Source organism: Streptomyces sp. NPDC047974 (assembly GCF_040653375.1).
Classification (GTDB): Bacteria; Actinomycetota; Actinomycetes; order Streptomycetales; family Streptomycetaceae; genus Streptomyces.
The window spans coordinates 38477-58508 of the sequence record NZ_JBEZNU010000027.1 but is presented as its reverse complement, the minus strand read 5'-3'; the positions used below and the strand labels follow the sequence as shown (position 1 = coordinate 58508).

Annotated in this window: 21 protein-coding genes; 11 read left to right on the top strand and 10 right to left on the bottom strand. The window is 74.9% G+C overall.

Annotated features, from left to right (window positions below; translation table 11 throughout):
• Positions 1 to 25: 25 nt before the first annotated feature.
• Positions 26 to 2218 (bottom strand): acyl-CoA dehydrogenase, encoded by a 2193-nt coding sequence (locus AB0E19_RS30295; RefSeq protein WP_362185381.1) that lies wholly within the window; start codon positions 2216 to 2218, stop codon positions 26 to 28.
• A gap of 149 nt (positions 2219 to 2367) precedes the next feature.
• Positions 2368 to 3105, bottom strand: coding sequence for a helix-turn-helix domain-containing protein (locus AB0E19_RS30290; RefSeq protein ID WP_362185380.1), 738 nt, complete (start codon positions 3103 to 3105; stop codon positions 2368 to 2370).
• A 243-nt stretch (positions 3106 to 3348) separates the two neighbouring features.
• On the opposite strand from AB0E19_RS30290, the gene AB0E19_RS30285 reads away from it, so the two are divergent.
• Positions 3349 to 4020 (top strand): DUF4097 family beta strand repeat-containing protein, encoded by a 672-nt coding sequence (locus tag AB0E19_RS30285; RefSeq protein WP_362185379.1) that lies wholly within the window; start codon positions 3349 to 3351, stop codon positions 4018 to 4020.
• Positions 4021 to 4117: 97 nt separating this feature from the next.
• On the opposite strand, the gene AB0E19_RS30280 is transcribed toward AB0E19_RS30285, so the two are convergent.
• A complete protein-coding gene (locus AB0E19_RS30280) occupies positions 4118 to 5140 on the bottom strand; it encodes a helix-turn-helix domain-containing protein (RefSeq protein WP_362185378.1) in 1023 nt (340 codons plus the stop codon).
• A 52-nt stretch (positions 5141 to 5192) separates the two neighbouring features.
• On the opposite strand from AB0E19_RS30280, the gene AB0E19_RS30275 reads away from it, so the two are divergent.
• Positions 5193 to 5591: a cupin domain-containing protein gene (locus AB0E19_RS30275; RefSeq protein WP_360600000.1), complete on the top strand. Its 399-nt coding sequence runs from the start codon at positions 5193 to 5195 to the stop codon at positions 5589 to 5591.
• A gap of 6 nt (positions 5592 to 5597) precedes the next feature.
• Here AB0E19_RS30275 and AB0E19_RS30270 read toward each other — a convergent pair whose 3' ends face one another.
• On the bottom strand, positions 5598 to 6155 hold the full coding sequence (locus AB0E19_RS30270; protein WP_362185377.1) for a hypothetical protein: 558 nt from the start codon (positions 6153 to 6155) through the stop codon (positions 5598 to 5600).
• A gap of 162 nt (positions 6156 to 6317) precedes the next feature.
• Here AB0E19_RS30270 and AB0E19_RS30265 point away from each other — a divergent pair, with 162 nt between their 5' ends.
• The 4 genes from AB0E19_RS30265 to AB0E19_RS30250 all read left to right on the top strand — a co-directional run bounded on the left by AB0E19_RS30265 (position 6318) and on the right by AB0E19_RS30250 (position 9073).
• Positions 6318 to 6902 (top strand): GNAT family N-acetyltransferase, encoded by a 585-nt coding sequence (locus AB0E19_RS30265; protein ID WP_362185376.1) that lies wholly within the window; start codon positions 6318 to 6320, stop codon positions 6900 to 6902.
• A gap of 94 nt (positions 6903 to 6996) precedes the next feature.
• Positions 6997 to 7407 (top strand): DUF4259 domain-containing protein, encoded by a 411-nt coding sequence (locus AB0E19_RS30260; RefSeq protein ID WP_362185375.1) that lies wholly within the window; start codon positions 6997 to 6999, stop codon positions 7405 to 7407.
• A gap of 98 nt (positions 7408 to 7505) precedes the next feature.
• Positions 7506 to 8336 (top strand): hypothetical protein, encoded by an 831-nt coding sequence (locus tag AB0E19_RS30255; protein WP_362185374.1) that lies wholly within the window; start codon positions 7506 to 7508, stop codon positions 8334 to 8336.
• A 104-nt stretch (positions 8337 to 8440) separates the two neighbouring features.
• Positions 8441 to 9073, top strand: a complete 633-nt coding sequence (locus AB0E19_RS30250; RefSeq protein ID WP_360599990.1) for a class I SAM-dependent methyltransferase — start codon at positions 8441 to 8443, stop codon at positions 9071 to 9073.
• Between the two features lie 13 nt (positions 9074 to 9086).
• On the opposite strand, the gene AB0E19_RS30245 is transcribed toward AB0E19_RS30250, so the two are convergent.
• Positions 9087 to 9758: a dihydrofolate reductase family protein gene (locus AB0E19_RS30245; protein WP_362185373.1), complete on the bottom strand. Its 672-nt coding sequence runs from the start codon at positions 9756 to 9758 to the stop codon at positions 9087 to 9089.
• 124 nt (positions 9759 to 9882) lie between these two features.
• Between AB0E19_RS30245 and AB0E19_RS30240 the strand changes: the two genes are divergently transcribed.
• Entirely contained in the window at positions 9883 to 10461 is a 579-nt protein-coding gene (locus AB0E19_RS30240; protein ID WP_362185457.1) for a TetR family transcriptional regulator, read from the top strand.
• 16 nt (positions 10462 to 10477) lie between these two features.
• Here AB0E19_RS30240 and AB0E19_RS30235 read toward each other — a convergent pair whose 3' ends face one another.
• Complete coding sequence (locus tag AB0E19_RS30235) at positions 10478 to 12787, bottom strand: hypothetical protein (protein WP_362185372.1); 2310 nt, start codon at positions 12785 to 12787, stop codon at positions 10478 to 10480.
• A 161-nt stretch (positions 12788 to 12948) separates the two neighbouring features.
• Between AB0E19_RS30235 and AB0E19_RS30230 the strand changes: the two genes are divergently transcribed.
• From AB0E19_RS30230 to AB0E19_RS30220, 3 genes are all read left to right on the top strand, one after another.
• Positions 12949 to 13848, top strand: a complete 900-nt coding sequence (locus AB0E19_RS30230) for an N-acetylmuramoyl-L-alanine amidase (protein WP_362185371.1) — start codon at positions 12949 to 12951, stop codon at positions 13846 to 13848.
• Between the two features lie 100 nt (positions 13849 to 13948).
• A complete protein-coding gene (locus AB0E19_RS30225; RefSeq protein ID WP_362185370.1) occupies positions 13949 to 14791 on the top strand; it encodes a DUF5336 domain-containing protein in 843 nt (280 codons plus the stop codon).
• Positions 14792 to 14922: 131 nt separating this feature from the next.
• Positions 14923 to 15933 carry an LLM class F420-dependent oxidoreductase gene (locus AB0E19_RS30220; protein ID WP_362185369.1) on the top strand — a complete coding sequence of 337 codons (1011 nt, stop codon included), beginning with the start codon at positions 14923 to 14925 and terminating at the stop codon, positions 15931 to 15933.
• On the opposite strand, the gene AB0E19_RS30215 is transcribed toward AB0E19_RS30220, so the two are convergent.
• On the bottom strand, positions 15930 to 16298 hold the full coding sequence (locus AB0E19_RS30215; RefSeq protein ID WP_362185368.1) for a MerR family transcriptional regulator: 369 nt from the start codon (positions 16296 to 16298) through the stop codon (positions 15930 to 15932). The genes AB0E19_RS30220 and AB0E19_RS30215 overlap by 4 nt on opposite strands.
• 66 nt (positions 16299 to 16364) lie before the next feature.
• On the opposite strand from AB0E19_RS30215, the gene AB0E19_RS30210 reads away from it, so the two are divergent.
• Positions 16365 to 17489 carry an alkene reductase gene (locus AB0E19_RS30210; RefSeq protein WP_362185367.1) on the top strand — a complete coding sequence of 375 codons (1125 nt, stop codon included), beginning with the start codon at positions 16365 to 16367 and terminating at the stop codon, positions 17487 to 17489.
• Positions 17490 to 17496: 7 nt separating this feature from the next.
• Here the strand turns inward: AB0E19_RS30210 and AB0E19_RS30205 are convergent, their stop codons facing one another.
• The 3 genes from AB0E19_RS30205 to AB0E19_RS30195 form a co-directional block, all read right to left on the bottom strand.
• On the bottom strand, positions 17497 to 18045 hold the full coding sequence (locus AB0E19_RS30205; RefSeq protein ID WP_362185366.1) for a hypothetical protein: 549 nt from the start codon (positions 18043 to 18045) through the stop codon (positions 17497 to 17499).
• A 132-nt stretch (positions 18046 to 18177) separates the two neighbouring features.
• Positions 18178 to 19266 (bottom strand): prenyltransferase, encoded by a 1089-nt coding sequence (locus AB0E19_RS30200; RefSeq protein WP_362185365.1) that lies wholly within the window; start codon positions 19264 to 19266, stop codon positions 18178 to 18180.
• Positions 19263 to 19994, bottom strand: a complete 732-nt coding sequence (locus AB0E19_RS30195) for a class I SAM-dependent methyltransferase (RefSeq protein WP_362185364.1) — start codon at positions 19992 to 19994, stop codon at positions 19263 to 19265. The genes AB0E19_RS30200 and AB0E19_RS30195 overlap by 4 nt, the downstream gene beginning before the upstream one ends.
• Positions 19995 to 20032: the final 38 nt, after the last annotated feature.

Here is a 20032-nt window from a genome sequence, read left to right as displayed (position 1 = left end):
TTCACGGACTTCACGGCGTGACCTCTCAGTCCCTGGGGAGGCCGAGCAGCCGCTCGGCGACGACGTTGAGCTGTACCTGCGTGGTGCCGCCCGCGATGGTCAGACAGCGGGACATGAGGAAGCCGTGGACGGCCGCCGCGCCGGCGCCCTCGTTCACGGCGCCGTCGGGGCCGAGGAGTTCGAGGGCGAGTTCGGCGGTCCTCTGCTGGTGGAGGGTCTGGACGAGCTTGCGGACGCTGGCGCCCGCGCCGGGTTCGAGTCCCGACACCTGGAGGAGGGTGGTGCGCAGGCCGATGCAGGCGAGCGCGTGGGCCTCGGCGAGGAGGGCCCCGGTGCGGGCGCGGACGGAGCCGTCGGCCTCGGCGGAGGCCTTGATGAGCGCTTCGAGGCCGGTGTCGAAGACGACCTGGTCGGCCATGTGGACGCGTTCGTTGCCGAGGGTGTTGCGGGCGACCCGCCAGCCGTCGTCCACCTCGCCGACGACGGCGTCGGCGGGGAGCAGCGCGCCGTCGAACCAGACCTCGTTGAAGAGGGAGTCCCCGGTGATCTCCTTCAGCGGGCGGATGTCGATGCCCGGCGTGTTCCTCATGTCGACGAGGAAGTAGGTGAGGCCCCGGTGCTTGGGGGCGCCGGGGTCGGTGCGGGCGAGGAGGATGCCGAAGTCGGCCTCCTGGGCGGCGCTCGTCCACACCTTCTGTCCGGTGATCCGCCAGCGGCCGTCCCCGGTGCGTTCGGCCCGGGTGCGCAGGGAGGCGAGGTCGGAGCCGGCGCCGGGCTCGGAGAAGAGCTGGCACCAGCGCCGCTCGCCGCGGAGGGTGGGCCCGAGGTGGGTGGTCTGCTGTGCGGGGCTGCCGTGGGCGAGGAGGGACGGCACGACCCAGGTGGCGATGCCGAGTCCGGCGACGGTGACGCCCGCCTCGTCGAGTTCGCGCTGGACGGCGAGCTGCCGGAGCGGGCCCGCGCCGAGGCCGTACGGCTCCGGGAGGTGCGGGGCGGCGTGGCCGGTGGGGGCGAGGACGCGGCGGGCGGCGGCCGGGTCGAGTCCGACGGCGGGGGCGATGGCGGCGCGGGCGGCCTCGCGGTACGGCTCGGCGGCGGCCGGCAGGTCGAGGCGCAGGCCCCGGCGCAGCCCGGTGGCGGCGTGCCGGAGGGCGTCGAGCCGGAAGCGGTCGCCGGTGCCGAGGAGCTGGCGGGCGACGAGGGCGCGGCGCAGCAGGACATGGGCGTCGTGTTCCCAGGTGAAGCCGATGCCGCCGAGGATCTGGACGCAGTCCTTCGCGCAGGTGTGGGCGGCGTCGAGGGCGGTGGCGGCGGCGAGCGCGGCGACGAGGGGCCGGGCGGGGTCGTCGGCGGCGCGGGCGGCGTCCCAGGCGAGGGCGCGGGCCTGTTCGAGCCGGACGAGCATGTCGGCGCAGAGGTGTTTGACGCCCTGGAACCGTCCGATGGGACGTCCGAACTGTTCGCGGGTGCGGGCGTGTTCGGCGGCGGTCTCGACGGCGCGGGCGGCGGTGCCGCAGGCGTCGGCGGCGAAGAGGACGGCGGCGAGGTCGTGGACGAGACCGGTGTCGAGGGCGAGGACGCGGTCGGCGGGCACGGGCAGGGCGGCGGCGCCGACCTCGGCGGTGGGCCGGGTGGGGTCGGCGCAGGCGTGCGCGCGGACGGCGGGCCCCGGTCCGCCGTCCGGGGCGTGCGTGTCGACGGCGAGCCACACGGTGCCGTCGGCGGTGGCGGCCTGGAGGAGGAGCAGGTCGGCCTGGGCGGCGCCGAGGACGGGCGGCGCGGTGCCGTCGAGGAGGTACCCGGAGCCGGTGCGTACGGCGGTGAGGGTGCCGGTTCCGCCGAGGGCGACGGCGCCGATGCGGCGGCCTTCGGCGAGGTCGGCGAGGAGGGGTCCGGAGGATCCGGACGCGCCCGCGCGGCGCAGGAGTTCGGCGGCGAGGACGGAGGGGAGGTAGGGGCCGGGGAGCAGGGCGCGGGCGGTCTCCTCGACGACGACGGCGAGGTCGTCGAGGCCGCCTCCCCCGCCGCCGTGCTCCTCCGGTACGTGGATCCCGAGGAGGCCCTGCGCGGCGGCGGCGTCCCAGTGCGCGGGCCGGCCGGCCGGCGGTTCGGGCGCGTCGAGCCAGCGGCGGAGCTCCTCGGGGGGTGCGGCGCGGGTGAGCCAGGCGCGGACGGACCGGGCGAGGTCCCGCTGTTCGTGCGTGATGGCGATGCCCATGGCGCGCAGAGTAGAACACGTTCCATTACGACGGAAGGCCACATCTGACGGAAGGTCAGATGTGGCCTTGATGCGGCCCCGGCGCCCGGGCCCGCGCCCTCGCCTTCACCCGCACCCGCGGACGCAGACGCACCCGCACGCGAGGCGGCTCACTCGCCGTCCGGTACGACCTCCGGCTCCGCGGGCTTCGCCAGGAGGATCTCCCGGGCCTGCTCGGCGGCGCGCACGATGCCCTCGCTGACGAAGTCCATGAAGCGGGCGACGTTCTCCAGGCGGGCGGCGGCGGGGGTGCCGGGGCCGAGGACGGCGACGCCCTGCCGGGCGATCTCGACCATCTGCTCGTTGGCCTTGGCGGCGGCGATCATCGACTGGTACCAGAGCTCGTCGTCGACGATGTACCGCTCGCGGCGCCGGTCGTCGCGCTCGCGGCGGATGAGGCTCTGGCTCTCCAGGAAGGCGATGGCCTTGGAGATGGAGCCGGCGCTGACCTGGAGCCGCTCACCGAGCTCGCCGGCGGTGAGGCTGCCCGCGTCGGTGGCGTAGAGGGCGGCGAGGACGCGCGCGGTCATCCGGGGCAGCCCGCTCTGCATGAAGACGGTGGCGAACGCCTCCTCGTAGTCGCGCACGGCCTCCACGTCCCGTCCGTCCGCCCGCGCGGCCGGCGCCGCGGCGGCGCCCCCGGGCCGGCGCCGCCGGGCACGGCCCTCGGTGGCGCGGTGCGCCAGGTCGGGGCGGTAGGCGGTGGGGCCGCCGTTGCGCATCACCTCGCGGGTGACGGTGGAGGTGGGGCGGTCGAGCCGCCTGCCGATCTCCGCGTACGCGAGCCCGTCGGCCAGCCCCAGCGCGATCTGCTGACGTTCCTGCTGAGTGAGCCTGCCTCCCGGCATCGCGCTCCCCTTTCACACCGTGCGTCCACAACGCGGCCAGCATAGCGTTCACCCTCCCTCCATTGCAACGCGCCGACCTTGGATCGTTGCATCAATTCTCGCTCCATTGCAACGAAATCTCGACGATGACCTGCAAATACCTCGATCCAGTGCAACGAGAGAGTTGCCGAACATTGGAAAGCAACGTAGCTTTTCTCATGTCGGAAACGCCGACGGGAACACCACTCCACAGGAGCGCCCACCATGCAGACCTTCGCCGCCACCGCCCCGATCGCCGCCCTCGTCGCCGTCCCGGCCGGCCACCTCCGCTTCATCGCCGCCGACCGCGCCGACGTCACCGTCGACATCCGCCCCGCCACCGCCGGCCGGTCCCGTGACGTGAAGGCCGCCGAGGAGACCACGGTCGCCTTCGCGGACGGCGTCCTGCGGATCACCGCCCCCGAGGCCCGGAACCAGCTGTTCGGCGCCTCCGGCTCCGTCGAGATCACCGTCCAGCTCCCGGCCGGGTCCTCCGTCGAGGGCAAGGCCGCCGCCGCGGACCTGCGCGGCGTCGGACGGCTCGGGGACGTCACCTTCGAGGCCGCCCAGGGCCCGGTCAAGCTCGACGAGGCCCGCCGCGTCCGCCTCACCCTCCAGGACGGCGACATCACCCTCGGCCGCGTCAACGGCGACGCCGAACTCACCACCGCCCGCGGCGACCTGCGCATCGCCGAGGCCACGGCCGGTTCGGTGGAGCTGAGCACGCAGTCCGGCTCGATCTCGGTCGGCGCCGCCCGCGGCGTCGCCGCGACCCTCGACGCCGGCACCTCCTACGGCCGCGTCAGCAACGCCCTCCGGAACGCCGAGGGCAAGGGCGCCGGCCTCGCCATCCGCGCCACCACCTCCTACGGCGACATCTCCGCCCACTCCAACTGAGACCGCCACCCCCATGGCGCCCCCGCACGACCTGCACGACCCGTACGACCTGCACGACCCGCACCACCCGTACGACCCCCGCGGCCCGGGCCGGGACTCACGTCCCGCCCGGGCCGAAGCGGTTCCGGTACGCCGACGGCGACAGCCCCGTCTCACGGCGCACCAGGGTCCGCAGATGGGCCGCCGTGCCGAGCCCGCTCGCCCGCGCCACCACGTCGAGCCGGGCCTCCCCGCGCTCCAGGAGCCGGCGGGCCAGCGTCACCCGCTCCCCCGTCAGCCAGGCCAGCGGCGTCGTACCCAGCTCCGCCCGGAAGCGCCGGTGCAGGGTCGCGGGGCTGACGGCCGCCCGCGCGGCGAGGTCGGCCACCGCCAACGGCCGGTCGAGCCGCTCCTGCGCCCAGGCGAGCACCGGTGCGAGCGACTCCTCCGGGACCTCCGGCACGGGCCGCTCGATGAACTGCCGCTGTCCGCCGTCCCGGTGGGCGGCGAAGACGAGCCGCCGGCTCACCGCGCTCGCGACCTCCGCCCCGTGGTCGCGCCGCACCACGTGCAGCCCCAGATCGAGGGCGGCGGCGCTGCCCGCCGCCGTCAGGATGTCGCCGTCGTCGACGAACAGCACGTCCTCCTCCAGGCGCACGGCCGGGAACCGCGCCCGGAAGTCGTCCGCCCACTGCCAGTGCGCCGTCGCCCGCCGCCCGTCCAGGACGCCCGCCTCCGCCAGCGTGAACGCCCCGCTGCAGAAGCCGACCAGCCGCGCCCCGCGCGCGTGCGCGCGCCGGATCGCGTCGAGGACGTCGGGGCGGCGCGGCACGGAGACGTCGGGACGGTTGGGCACGACGACGGTGTCGGCCGTGTCGGCGGCGTCGAGCCCCCTGACCCCGGACAGCGTGAAGAACCCGTCCCGCATGACCGTCTCCGGCTCCGGAGAGCAGAGCCCGAAGTCGTACAGCAGCTCGCGCCCCTCCCCCAGCTCGGGCCGCCGCAGCCCGAAGACCTCGCTGGCGCAGCCGAGCTCGAAGGGATTGGAGTGAGCGTCGACGATCACGACGACCCGGTGGAGGCCTTGGCGGCGCCCCCGGGCGGGGACGGGCCCGGCCTGCTGCGAGGATCCTTGCGACATGTGCGATTCCTAGCACTCCCGCTCCGCCTCCCGCCACGGCGAGGATCACCCCATGACCCGCAACGAACCCCTCGCCCTCGCCGCCGCCCTCGCCTCCTTCGACGCCCTGTGGAGCCCCCGGATCGTCACCCGCGTCAACGACTACGACGTCCGCGTGGCCAAGGTCGAGGGCGAGCACCTGTGGCACGCGCACGACGACACCGACGAGTTCTTCCTCGTCCTCGACGGCGAACTGCGCATCGCGCTGCGCGAACCGGCCGGCGAACGCACGGTCCGCCTCCCGAAGGGCTCGGTCTTCACCGTGCCCCGGGGCGTCGAGCACAAGCCGTACGCCCCCGGCGGCGCGTCGATCCTGCTCCTCGAACCGACCGGCACCTCCACGGTCGGCGACCGCCACGACGAGGTCCCCTCGCACGTGGACGCGACGACGGGCCACGCGCTGGACCTGTGACGCGGCTCAGAGCCGGTGGGTCCAGGCGATGACCGGCACGGTGCAGGCCAGGGCCGTGACCAGGAGGGCGAGTACGGGCCCGAGGCCGACCTTCCGGTCCCACAGCCCGCCGGCCGGCCGGTGGTGCAGCCGGTGCAGAAGGCCCGGCGCGCCCGGCCCGGCCGCCGCGAGCGGAAGGCCGATGAAGAAGTGCGCGGCCCAGGCGCCGGCCAGGGTGGGGCCGCCCCAGGAGTGGTCGTACGGACCGGATTCGACCAGCGGATGGAGCACGCCCCGCAGCGCGAACAGCACCTCGACGCCCACGGGCACCAGGGCGACCGGCCCGAGCGGCACGCACACCAGCGCGTGGACCAGCAGCCGCCCGGCACCGGGCCGCCGGGCCTCGGCCGCCGGGTCCTCCCCGCCGACACGGGCCCACCACTCCCGCGCCCGGTCCGCCCGGCCCGCCACCACGAGCCCCGCGGTGCCGAGCGCGACCGGCAGCAGCGCCGCCGCGTACCCGGCCCGGCGGCCGAACCCGGCCGCCGCCGCGCGGTCCGTCCGGCGTGAGATGTGAACCGACATGCCCGTCCCCCGATGCTCGCCCCTGCGCCGACAGCGCGCCGACGCCCGGGAGCGTAGGGGGACGGTGGCGTCGACCGCCTCGTACCACGGTGCCGAGCGGCACCCCCTGCTCCGGTACGACGACGGTCCCGGCGTCGCGGTCGAGCCGCGATCATGGTGCACATGACCCGCACCCTGTCGACGCCGCCCGTCATCGAGGCCGGCGCGCTGTCCGCCCGCCCCCAGCCCCTCCTCCCCGCCGCCGGCGGGCTGCTGCTGCGCCCCTGGGAGGAGGCCGACGCCCCGGTCTTCCTGTCCGCGTACACGGACGGGGAGCTGCGCCGCTGGCACACCCGCCGCCCCACCTCCGAGGCGCAGATCGCCGGCTGGTTCGACGGCTACCGCGAGGACTGGGAGCGGGAGCGGGGCGCCCACTGGGCGGTCACCGGCGACGGCGGGCGGGTCCTGGGCCGCATAGCCCTGCGCGGCTTCGACTTCGACGACGGCGTCGCCTGGGTCGGGTACTGGGTGCTGCCCGCCGCCCGGGGCGCCGGCGTGGCGACCCGGGCCCTGACGGCGGTCGCCGCCTGGGCGCTGGACGTGGCGGGCTTCCACCGCGTGGAGCTGGAGCACTCGGTACGCAACGCCGGTTCCTGCGGCGTCGCCGGGAAGGCCGGCTTCGCCCTGGAGGGCACCAAGCGCAGGGCCGCCGTCCACGACGACGGCCCCCACGACATGCACCTGCACGCGCGCGTGCGGGGCGACTGACCCCCGGTCCTCCCTCGGTCCTCGGCGTTGTCGGTGGGCGCTGCCACGATGGCCACGAGAGCACGGAAGACGATCGTGAAGGGGCGTGCGCGCCATGGGGACTTGGGACATCGGACCGTTCGACAACGACACGGCGGCGGACTTCTCGTACACGGTGGACGAGGCCGGGGCGGGGAAGAAGGCCGGCGTGCTGCTCGCGGCCTTCCGCGAGGTGACCGGGACCGGGGACGACTACCTGGACGCCGACCTGTCCGTCGAGGCCGTCGCGGCGGCCGCGCTGGTGGCGGCGCAGTGCCCCGGCGGGGAGCCGGTGACGACCTCGTACGGCCCGAAGGAGCCGCTGGGGGTGCTGCCCGTGGAGCTGCGCGCGGAGGCCGTGGCCGCGCTCGACCGCGTCCTCGCCGAGCCGTCCGAACTCCTGGAGCTGTGGGAGGAGTCGGACGGAGAGGAGTGGAAGGCCGGGATACGCAGACTGCGGACCGTGCTCGCGGAGGCCCGCCCCTGACGGCGCCCGCCACCACGTGGGGCCGGTCGTCGAGACGACCGTCGGCCCGGGCCGGCCGACCCGACCGGGCGGGTCCCGGCGGGCGTTACCCTCCCGCCATGACGGACATCGGGGCGTGGCGCGCGGAAGTCGTGGACCATCGGCGGGCGGAGGGCCCGCCCCCGTTCGAGCGGGCCCGGCCGGCCGGCGAACCTCTCGCCCGTCGGCACGGGGTCGCCGTCCACGGCGGCGTCGGCGCGATCACCGCCGTCGACGCCGGGAACCGGCCGCTGTGGACCCACGCCTGCGCCGGCCGCCCCAACGCCGCGCACATCTCCGGCGGCCGGGTCCTCGTCACCACCGACTCCCTGGAGTACACCCCCTGGGGGTTCCTCGGCCCCGCGCTCCTCCTCGACCTCGCCACCGGCCGGCTCGTCGCCGAACTGCGCGGCGAGCGCGGTGCCGCGCGCGGCGGCGGACGGTTCTTCCTCGGGCTGGAGGGCTACGGCATCTTCGAGACCCGCGAGTACGACGGCGAGGGCTCGGAGACGGCCCGCTGGCCCTCGTACGGGCATTACGTCGTCGGCAGCGGCGTCCGCGTCGTGGAGGCCGACCGGCGCGTCCCGACGCAGGGCCGGGTCGTGCGGCTCCTCCCCGACGGCGTCGTCACGCCGGGCCCCGCCCTGTCCGACCCCCAGCCCCCGAAGCCGGTCGTCCTCCCCGACGGCACCCTCCTGGTCCTCGACCGGCATCTGCTCCGCGCGGTGGACCGGGACCTCGCCACGACCGTCCTGGCCGAACTGACGCCCGTCACCGACTCGCGGACGATCCGGGCCCTGCGCCAGGACGGCACGCACCTGATCGCGACCTTCGCGGAACCGAGCCCCGCGCACCCGGTCCGCTACACGGTCGACACCTGGACCCTCCGCCTCACCCCCTCCGGCGACTGATCCGCGGCCCGACCGCGGCCGCGCCGGCGGGTGTGGTCCGCGTGCGACGGGTAGGGCACGATGGGCGCCCGTACCGACCCACTACTCGCCAGTAGGAGACCGCCATGTCCGAGCCCACTCCCGAGATCCTCGCCGCCTTCGAGGCCGCGAAGGGATTCATGCCCGCCGGGGAGGGCCTGGCCCTGTACGCGGCGGCGGCCGAGGCCGGGAAGCTCGGGCTGCCGCTCCTGGAGGTGGGCACGTACTGCGGGCGGTCGACGATCCTGCTGGCGGACGCGGCGCGCGCGGCGGGGACGGTCGCGGTGACCGTGGACCACCACCGGGGCAGCGAGGAGCAGCAGCCGGGGTGGGAGTACCACGACCCGACCGTGGTGGACCCGGAGGTCGGCGTGATGGACACGCTGCCGACCTTCCGGCGGACGCTGCGGAAGGCGGGCCTGGAGGAGCACGTGATCGCGGTGGTCGGGCGCAGCCCGCAGGTCGCGAAGGTGTGGGGCGGGGAGCTCGGGCTCGTGTTCATCGACGGCGGGCACACGGACGAGCACGCCACGAACGACTACGAGGGCTGGGCCCCCAGGGTCGCGGCCGGGGGCCTGCTCGTCATCCACGACGTGTTCCCCGACCCGGCGGACGGCGGCCAGGCTCCGTACCGGATCTATCTGCGGGCGCTGGAGTCCGGCGACTTCGAGGAGGTCTCGGTCACGGACTCGCTGCGGGTGCTGCGCCGGACCTCCTGAGGCCGGCCGGGCGTCACTTGCGCCAGAAGAGGTGGTGGGTGACGCCGCTCGGGCTGGGCACGACGTCCAGGTGGAAGCGGTCGGTGAGCTCCTCGGGCGTGTCCCACAGCCTGAGGCCGGTGCCGAGCTCCACCGGCGAGACGGCGATGTGGAGGGTGTCGACGAGGTCCGCGTCGAGGAACTCGCGGACCGTCGTCACGCCCCCGCCGAGGCGGACGTCCTTCCCGTCCGCCGCCTCCTTCGCCCGCTCCAGGGCGGTCGCCGGGTCGGCGTCGAGGAAGTGGAAGGTGGTGTCGGAGAGGGTGAAGCTCGGGCGCGGGTGGTGGGTGAGGACGAAGACGGGGGTGTGGAAGGGCGGCTCGTCGCCCCACCAGCCCTTCCACTCCTCGTCCTGCCAGGGGCCGCGCAGGGGGGCGAACTTGTTGCGGCCCATGATCTCCGCGCCGATGTGGTGAGAGAAGTCGCGGACGAGGTGGTCGTCGAGGCCCCGGGTGCCGCCGGGGTCGGTGCGGTTGGGCCAGCTCGCGGTCGCTCCCGCCCAGGCGAAGAGCCTGCCCGGGTCGACGTGGCCGAAGGGCCGCTCCAGGGTCTGGTCCTCGCCGGCGGCGATCCCGTCGGCGGAGACGCAGAAGTTCTGGACCTTCAGCAGCTGGGGCCCGGAGGGCTCGGGGGACGTGGGAGACATGGGGGCTCCTCCTCGCTCGGTCGTTCCGGAGTGATGACTGCCCGGACGGCGCGAACTCATCGCGGGGGTGCGCGTACCCTACGAGAAGGGGTTCAGTTGTAGTACTACGATCGGAGTGGTGTCCATGGCGAGGCGGAACGAGGAGCGGCGCGCCGCGCTCGTGGACGCGGCGATCGAGGTGCTGGCCCGCGAGGGCGCCCGGGGGCTGACCTTCCGGGCGGTGGACACCGAGGCCGGGGTGCCCACCGGGACCGCGTCCAACTACTTCGCCAACCGCGACGCCCTCCTCACCCAGGCCGGGGCCCGGGTCTACGAACGGCTCCGGCCCGACGAGGCGACGATGGAGGCGACGCGGACGGCGCCCCGGGACAAGGAGACGTACACGCGGATCATGCGGGAGCTGGTCGGGCGGGTCTCGTCCTTCCGGACCGGCTACCTCGCCCTGCTCGAACTGCGCCTGGAGGCCACCCGCCGGCCCGCCCTCCGCTCGATCCTGACCGAGCGGGTGCGGGCCGACGTCGAGGCCAACGTCGCCTTCCACGAGTCCTCCGGGCTGCCCGGCGACGCCACCTCCGTCAAGCTGCTCCTGCTCGCCCTCAACTGGCTGATCGTGGAGCAGCTCACGCTGCCCGACGTCTTCCCGGAGGAGGAGCGGGACGCGCTGGTGGCGGCGGCGGTGGACCGGATCGTGGACGGGTACTGAGCTCCGCGCCGGGGGCTCAGTACAGCAGCGAGGTGACGTAGAGGCAGTTGGTGTAGCTGTAGCCGGGCTCGATCTTCGCCTTGCTGGACTTGGTGTCGCCGGCCGAGGAGAGGCCGGAGCCGGCCCGCTTCTGGAGCAGGTGGTACGTCCCCGCCGGCAGCGAGATCGTCGCCTTCGGGTACTTCGAGGACGGGCCGGAGCAGGGCTTGAAGCCCCCGAGGGCGGTGTCGAGGCTGGTGTACTTGCGGCAGTCGCCGCAGGCCCGGATCGTGATCTTGCCGGTCACCGGGCCGGTGTAGAGGAGTTCGACCGTGTCCGGGGCGTCGTTGCTGATCACCATGGTCATGCGGGGGCCTCCGGGAGCCGTCGCCGGGGGCAGCTTCTTCCCGGCCTCCGGCTCCTCGTCGGCGATCTGCGCGGCGATGGCGACCGACCGGGCGTGGGCCGCCTGCGGGCTCTTCGGGTAGTCCTTGACGTACCGGTCCATGGTCGTCTCGGCGTCGGAGAAGTCCCCGTCGCGGAACTGCCGGGTGCCACAGGCGAAGACGCCCTTCTGGACGCCCCGGTCCGCGTCCGCGACCGCCCCGGCGAGCGCGTAGCCCTTCAGCGAGGTGGCGAAGGCCCGCTGGGTCTCCACCGTCTTGACGGCGGCGCACGGGTCGGAGGCGGTGCCGGCCGTCAGCGGGGCCGCCGCCTCGGTGAGGTCGCCGCCGACGAGCTTCTCGACCTCGGCCACGTGCGGCGACTTCGGGAACAGCGCGAGGAGTTCGGTGAAGGCCGCGTGGGCGGGCGCCGTCTCCGCGCGGCCGCGCTCCGCGCTCCCGCACTCGTACAGGGAGCGCGCCAGCGGCTCGTCCCACCGGGCCGCCCGGTCGCCGAGGACGGCCTCGTCCACGGTGTCCGGCAGGGAGCGCAGATGCTTGAGCGGATCGACCGCCAGGCAGTACTTCTTCTCCGTGTACGGCGCGGACACCGACGCGACGTACGCGTCGAGGCGGTCCGGTACGAGCTTCGCGGCACGGGAGCCGGGGTGTTCGAGCGCCAGCGCCTCGTAGGTGCCGAGCGCCTCCTCGTAGGAGGACTCGGCGAGGTCGAAGCGGACGCCGTCCTTGGACTTCACCACCGCGTCGGCGCCGGCGAGCCGGGCCAGCAGGGACTGCTGGAACGCCTCCTCGCGCGCCTCCTCCCGGGCCGCCCCGTAGGCGACGGTGCCGCCGGCCGGCGCGGCGAGCAGCACGACCGCGAGCGGCAGCGCGAGGCGCCGGGCGGTGACCCCGAGCGAGAGCCGGGCCCGCAGCCCGCGCCGGGCGCCGTCGGCGACGGCGGCGAGCAGCACGACGCCGTACCCCACGAGCACGCCCACGGGGACGCCGTCCGCGTCCGCCGGGAGCGCGAGCAGCAGCAGCGCGGCCGTGGCCGCCCAGCAGACCGCCGCGCCGATCCACTGCCGCAGCAGGACGTAACCGAGCCCGAGGCACGACAGGTTCAGCAGCCCCACCGCCACGGCCTGGAGCGGCCGCGCCTCCCCCTGCCCACCGGAACCCCCGGCCCACCCGGGCGCCTGCCCGTGCGGGCCGGCCTCGGGCCCCGTACCGAACCCGCCGGAGGGCGGCCCGAACCCGCCGGAGCCACCGGAGGCCGCCCCGGAACCGGAACCACCGGGGCCGGTGGACCCTGCCGAGCCGAAGGCACCGGCGGAACCGGCCGAGCCGGCGGACTCGGTGGACCCGGCGAACTCGGTGGAGCCCGCCGAGGCGGCGGAACCGGCGGATCCATCGGATCCGTCGGAACCGGCCGAGCCGGTGGATCCGGCCGAGCCGCCGTTCTGCGCCGGCGCCTCCCAGGGCGCCGGGCCGCCCGCCGGCGCCGGAGCGGCCAGCCGGAAGGAGCCCGTCGGCGTGGCACCCAGGGGCGCGGCGCCCTCGGCCGCGGCCTGCGCGGGCGTCGCGTCCGGAGGCGTCGCGTCCCTCGGCCCCGACTGCGCGGGCACCGCGTCCCGGGGTGTCGTGTCCCCGGCCGCGGCGTTCCCGGGCGTCACGCCCCCGGCCACCGCGTCCGGGGGCGTCGCGCCCGCCGGAACCCCCTGCGCGGGCACCACGCCCCCGGTCACCGCGTCCGCGGGTGTGACGCCCGGCACCCCCTGCGCGGGCGCCTCGCCCCCCGGTCTCGCGTCCTGGGGCGTGGGACGGGTCGGGCGGATGCGTACCGTCTCCCCGGAGGGGACGGACGACGTGTCGCCGGACTCCCCCGCGTTCGGCTCCCCCTTGCCCAGGTCCAGCCTGGGCGGCGCGCCCTGGGGACGCCTGTCGTTCGGTTCTTCCCCCACCGGTTCCCCCTCGTGGGTCCGGGCGCGGTGACACCCCCGCGCCACTCCGTACACCCAGCCTTCCCGGGTCGCCGACCGCGCGTCCACCGTTTTCCGGCCGCGTGACCGAGCCGGTACATCCGGTCCGCGGTTTCGTCCGGGGGAGGGCCTAGAGTCGCGGGGTGCCGTACGACCACAGGAACCCCGTGACCCGCTCCCTGCCCGCCGCCCTGGCCGTCCTCGTCTGCTCCGCCGCGCTCGCCGGCTGCGGCGCCGCCTCCGAGGCGGCGGAGGGCACCCGGGGGCCGGCCGCGGCGACCACGACGCCCGGCGAGAGCCGCACCCCGGAACCGTCCCGCACCCCCTCCCGCACCCCCGCGGCCGACGCCGCCCGGCCCCTCGCCGGCCGTACGGTCGTCGTCGACCCGGGGCACAACCCCGGGAATTTCCGGCACACGCGGGAGATCGACGAGAAGGTCGACATCGGGACGGCCCGCAAGGAGTGCGACACCACCGGGACCTCGACGAACGCGTCCGGGGGGAAGGCCGCGTACACGGAGGCCGCCTTCACGCTCGACGTGTCGCACCGGCTGAGGAAGCTCCTGGAGGCGCGCGGCGCCGAGGTGGTCCTGACGCACGACGCGGACCGGCCGTACGGGCCCTGCATCGACGAGCGGGCGCGGATCGGGAACGAGGCGGCGGCCGACGCCGTCGTCTCCGTCCACGCGGACGGCTCGGCCGTGGGGAACCGCGGCTTCCATGTGATCGTCCCCGCCGAGGTCCGTGAAGGATCGGCGGATACCGGCCCGATCGTCGCCCCGTCGCGTACGCTCGGCGAGCGCATCGCCGCCGCCTTCGCCCGGACGACCGGAACCTCCCCCGCCAACTACCTCGGCGGCGGGACCGGGTTGGACGTCCGGTCCGATCTCGGCGGGCTCAATCTCTCAACCGTGCCCAAGGTCTTCGTCGAATGCGGCAATATGCGTGATCCGAAGGACGCAGCGCTGCTGACGTCCGGGGCGTGGCGGCAGAAAGCGGCGCAGGGCATCGCCGACGGCATCGTGACCTACCTCCAGGGGTAGAACCCGCGAGCGATAGATTCGCTCCGTACGATGGGGCCGCCCCCGTGCCGAGAACCGGCGCCTGCCCGACGCGACGACGACCCGACGAAGGACTTCTTACGTGAATATCCGCTCCCTCACCCGAGGCGATGGCGTAGTGATCGGTGCTGCGGTGGTGCTGTTCATCGCCTCGTTCCTCGACATCGCCGGCTGCGCCGGGACGCCCGAAGAATGCTCGCGGTACTACACCAGCGTGAACTCGTGGGAGATCTCCTACCTGGGCTGGGGCTCCTTCTTCCTCGGCATCGCCGGCGCGGCGCTCGTCGTCGTCTCGCACGGCCTGCCGCAGCCCCGCAAGGTCGCGGGCCTGGAGCTCGGCCAGGTCGGCGCGGCCTTCACGGTCGCCTCGGCGTGGACCCTGCTCATGTGGATCTTCGAGGCGGAGAACGCCGGCGCCGGCCTGATCCTCGGCCTGATCGCCGCGCTCGTGCTGGCCGGTGCCGCCGTCGCCGCCCCGATGGTCCCCGCCCTCAAGGCCCCGCTCGTCGGCGCCCCGCGCCCGGTGGCCCCGCAGCCGTACGGCGCGCAGCCCGGCCAGCCGGGCGTCCAGGGCGGCGGCTACGGCTACCCGGGTGCCCAGCAGGGTCACCAGCCGTACCCGGCGCCGCAGGACGCCTCGCAGGGCGGTCAGCCGTTCGGCGGGCAGCCGCAGCCGGCCGCCGCGCAGCCGGCGCCGCAGCCCGAGCCGCAGGCCCAGGGCGGCGGGGACTTCACCCCGTTCTGGTTCGCCGTGCCGGTCGCCCGTCCGCTGTACGCGGAGGACGGCTCCGGTTCGCAGATCGCCGAACTGGCCCCCGGCACCTGGTACCTGGCCGTGGAGCAGCGCGGCCAGGCGCTGATCGCGCAGACGCAGGACGGGCGCCGCGGTGTCCTCCAGGACGCCACGGGCATCCAGCGCGGCTGATCCGCCCCGCTCCGCTTCACCCGCTCGTTTCGACGACGGCCCCCCGACCGGAACCCTTCCGGTCGGGGGGCCGTCGTCGTACAGTCCCCGGACCACCTTGATCTGACGCAGCGTCAGAAAGGAGTCCGGTCATGCGCCTGGGACTCGCGCTCGGCTACTGGGGCCGCGGCCCCTCCTCCGCCCACCTGGAGCTCGCCCGCGAGGCGGAGCGGCTCGGCTACGACTCGGTGTGGACGGCGGAGGCATGGGGCTCGGACGCCTTCACCGCGCTCACCTGGATCGCCGCGCACACCCGCAGGATCGGGCTCGGCACGGCGGTCGCGCAGATGGCGGCCCGCACCCCGACCGCGACCGCGATGCAGGCGCTGACCCTGGACCACCTGTCGGGCGGCCGGATGCGGCTCGGACTCGGGCTCTCGGGGCCGCAGGTGGTCGAGGGCTGGTACGGCCGGCCGTTCCCCCGCTCCCCGCTGACGGCGACCCGCGAGTACGTGGACGTGATCCGGCAGGTGCTGCGGCGGGAGGCGCCCGTGACCCTGGCGGGACGGCACTACTCCTTCCCGTACGCGGGCGAGGACGGCACCGGCCTCGGCAAGCCCCTCCGGCCGATCACCCACCCGCTCCGCGCGGACCTGCCGGTCCTGCTCGGCGCGGAGGGCCCCAAGAACATCGCGCAGACCCTGCGGATCGCCGACGGCTGGCTGCCGCTGTACTGGTCGCCCCGCCGCTTCCGCGAGGCGTACGCCCTCCCGGACCGCCTCCCGGACGGCTTCCTGGTCGCGCCGATGGTCCGCGCCCAGGTCTGCGACGACGTGCCGAAGGGCCTCCTGCCGGTGAAGGCCATGCTCGGCTTCTACATCGGCGGCATGGGCCACGCGACCCGCAACTTCCACGCCGACCTCATGGCCCGCATGGGGTACGGGGCCGAGGCCCGCCGCATCCAGGCCCTCTTCGCCGAGGGCCGCCGCGAGGAGGCCGTCCTCGCCGTCCCCGACGCCTTCGCCGACGAGATCTCCCTGGTCGGACCGAGGGAGCGGATCGCGGAACGGCTGGACGAGTGGCGCACCGGCCCGGTGACGGACCTCCTGGTCACGGCCCCGGACCCGGAGACCCTGCGCACGCTGGCGGAGCTGAACGGCTAACGGCCGGCCCGGGCGGCGGCCGTCTCGATGACCTCGTCCAGGATGTCGCGGGAGCGGACCAGGTCGGCGATCATCGCGTCGATGCGGGTCCGCTCGGCGGCCAGTTCGTCGACCAGCCGGGCCGTCGCGATCGCGCTCGGGCCGCCGTCCGCGTCGCGCATGCAGGGCAGCAGGTGGGCGATCTTGCGGCTGTTCAGGCCCGCCGCGTACAGCGCCTGGATGCGGATGACCCGGTCGACCGCCCACTCGCCGTAGCGGCGCTGGCCGCCCGGGGTGCGCTCGGAGCGCAGCAGGTCCTGGGTCTCGTAGTAGCGCAGCGAGCGCTCGCTGACGCCGCTGCGCCGGGCCAGTTCACCGATGCGCATCCGCCGTCTCACCTCCGGGAGAAGGGACTTGAACCTGACACTGGTGTCAACTCCTACGGTACCCGCATGACGAACACCACGGCGGCCTCCCGCCTCTTCGAGTCCACCACCCTCGGCCCCCTCGCCCTCCCCAACCGGCTGGTGATGCCGCCGCTGACCCGCAACCGCGCCTCCGCCGACGGCGTCCCCCGGCCCCTCATGGCCACCCACTACGCCCAGCGGGCCACCGCCGGCCTGATCATCGCCGAGGGGACCACGCCGAGCGCGGTCGGCCGGACGTACCCGAACATCCCGGGCATCCACAGCGACGCCCACGTGGCCGGCTGGCGCGCGGTCACCGACGCCGTACGGGCCGAGGGCGGGCGGATGTTCCTGCAGATCCAGCACGGCGGCCGGGTCGGCCACCCCGACAACAGCGGGCTCCGGCCGCTCGCGCCCTCGCCGGTCGCGCTGCCGGAGACCATCCACACCCCCGGCGGCCGGCAGGAGTCCGTGGTGCCCCGCGAGATGACCGCGGACGACATCCGCGAGACCGTCGCCGACTTCGCCGCCGCCGCGCGCCGGGCCGTCGACGCGGGCTTCGAGGGCGTCGAGGTGCACGCCGCCAACGGGCACCTCCTCCACCAGTTCCTGGCGAAGAACACCAACCGGCGGACGGACGCGTACGGCGGGCCGGTGGAGAACCGCGTCCGGTTCGTGGTCGAGGTCGTCCGGGCCGTCGTCGACGCGATCGGCGCCGACCGGGTCGGCGTGCGCATCTCGCCCGGGGTCACGGTCAACGGCGTCGACGAGGGCGGCGCGCGGGACACGGACGAGCTCTACGCGGCGCTCGTGCCCGCCCTCGCCGCCCTCGGTCCGGTCTATCTGCACGTGATCTTCGCCGATCCCGGGCAGCCGCTGTACCGGCGGATCCGCGCCGCCTGGCCGAACACGCTGATCGCCAACCCGGTCCTCGGCTTCGGCGGCCCCCTCCCGGCCGACGGCGGGAAGGCCGCGGGCGAGCGGCTCCTGGAGGCCGGGGCGGACCTGGTCTCGCTGGGCCGCGCCTTCCTCGCCAACCCCGACCTCGTCGAACGGCTCCGCACCGGCGCGCCGCTCAACCCGCTGCGGGAGACGAACTGGATGTACTCCGGCGACGAGGCCGGGTACAACGACTACCCGACCCTCGCCGAGTCCGGCGCCCTCGTGTGACGGGGGATCAGCCGCCGCTGAGCTGGGAGGCCGAGGGGATCTTGTCGACGACCTCGGCCCCGGCGGACTTCCCGGCGTCCTTGATGCCGTTGACGACCCCCTCCAGGCCGCCGAGGTCCGCCGCGTCGAACTCGCCCTTGCGGAGCTTCGTCCCGAGGTCCTTGAGGGAGTCGATGCCCGCGGTGAGCGGGGCCACCGCCTTGGAGAGCAGCGGGTCGCCCTTCGCGTTGTTCACCGCCGCCTTCAGGCGGTTGTACGTGAACGCGCCCGCGAGCCCCGCCTTCACCAGGGCGACGGTGCGCCCGTCCGCGCCCTTCTTGAACTTCCCCGCCCTGTAGGGCTTCACGATCCACTGGTAGGTGGCGCCGGCCGCGAGCCCGGCGTTCGCCACGAACCGGGTCTTCGCCAGCTTCTGCTGCTCGAAGGTGCCCGACGCCGAGGGGGTGGCGGCCGTGGTCACACTGGCGTCGGTGTCGGCCCCGCACGCGGCCGTGCCGAGCAGCAGGCTGCAGGACAGCAGCAGCGCGGCGGCCCCACGACGAAGACTTCTGGGCACGGCGGACCTCCCTGGGACTGGTTCCCGCCAGCCTCGCCCGGCTCCCGGCGGGCCGCCATCGGGGCGGCCCGTCCGGGTGTCGACGCCGGTGGGCCGACGCCGGTGGTCCGGCGTCGGCGGGTCGCCTCCGGGTCAGTCGCCGCAGCAGTCCGGGGCCAGGCCCGTCGGGAGGGTCTCGCCGCCGAAGACGGCGACGGTCGCCTGTTCGCCGCCGAGGGCGGCGACGGCCAGCAGGAGGGACCCCGCCGTCCAGGTGGTCTGCTCCTCGGGCCAGAGCGCCGGCTCGCGGCCGTCCTCGCCCTCGAACACGTACCCCGTCCAGTACAGGCCGTTCGCGGCCCGCAGGTGGCCGATGGACTGGAGGATGTCGAGGGCCCGGTCGGACTCCCCCGTCGCCCAGAGGGCGAGGGCGAGCTCGCAGCTCTCGCCGCCGGTCACCCACGGGTTGGGGACGACGCAGCGGACGCCGAGGCCGGGGACCACGAACTCGTCCCAGCGCTCGTCGATGCGGGCCTTCGCCTCGGCGCCGGTGACCGCGCCGCCGAGGACCGGGTAGTACCAGTCCATCGAGTAGCGCGACTTGTCGAGGAAGCGCTCCGGGTGGCGGCGGATCGCGTGCGCCAGGGCGCCGGCCGCCAGCTCCCAGTCCGGCTGCGGCTCCTCGCGGGCCTCGGCGATCGCCAGGGCGCAGCGCAGGGCGTGGTGGACGGAGGAGGAGCCGGTGAGGAGGGCGTCGGTGACGGGGGTGCCGTCGGGCTCGCGCTTCCAGCCGATCTGGCCGCCGGGCAGCTGGAGCCGGAGGACGAACTCGACCGCCGCGTAGACGGTCGGCCACATCCGGTCGAGGAAGGCGTCGTCGCCGGTCGACAGGTAGTGGTGCCAGGCGCCGACGGCGACGTACGCGGTGAAGTTGGACTCCTTGCCGCGGTCGGTGACGTCGTCCGGGTCGCCGTCCCGGTAGGCCGCGTACCAGGAGCCGTCGGGGTTCTGGTGCCGGGCGAGCCAGGCGTAGGCGCGGGCCGCGGCCTCGTGCTCGCCGGCCGTGTCCAGGGCCATGGCGGCCTCGGTGTGGTCCCACGGGTCCAGGTGGTGGCCGCGGAACCACGGGATGGCGCCGTCCTCGCGCTGGACGGCGAGGATGCCCGCGACCGTCCCGGCGGCCTGCTCGGCGGTGAGGACCCCGGGCAGGACCAGGTGTTCCGCTATCCGCTCGGGGCTCACGCCTCCGCCTTCGGGAGGTGGGGCTTGGTGGCGTACGCGACGAAGCTCTTGCCGACGACCGGGTTGAGCAGCTGCTCGGCGACCCGGGTCAGGGCGGGCTTCTTCATGATGTCCCAGACCAGGAGCTTGTGGTAGGCGCGCACCGGCAGCGCCTTGTCGTTGTCGACGCCGAAGGCGCACTTCAGCCACCAGTACGGCGCGTGCAGCGCGTGCGCGTGGTGGGTGCCGTACGGCTTCAGGCCCGCCTGGCGGATCTTGGCGAGCAGCTCGTCCGCCTTGTAGATGCGGATGTGGCCGCCCTCGACCTCGTGGTACTCGTCGGAGAGCGCCCAGCAGACCTTCTCGGGGCCGTAGCGGGGGACGGTGATCGCGATCCGGCCGCCGGGCTTGAGGACGCGCACCATCTCGGCGAGGACGCCCTTGTCGTCCGGGATGTGCTCCATGACCTCGGAGATGATGACGACGTCGAAGGACTCGTCGGGGAACGGCAGGTTGAGCGCGTCGCCCTCCATCGCGGTGGCCGTCGCGCCGGCCGGCGCCTCACCGGCCTCCTTCATGGCCGCGAACCACTTGGCGACCTCGCGGATCTCCTCGCCGTTCTGGTCGAGCGCCACGACCTGCGCACCGCGCCGGTAGCACTCGAAGGCATGCCGCCCCCCGCCACAGCCCAGATCGAGCACGCGGTCGCCGGGGGCGAGCGGGAAGCGGGTGAAGTCGACGGTCAGCACGGGGTCTGCCTTTCGGAGTTGACGAGGGTTGTGGGCAG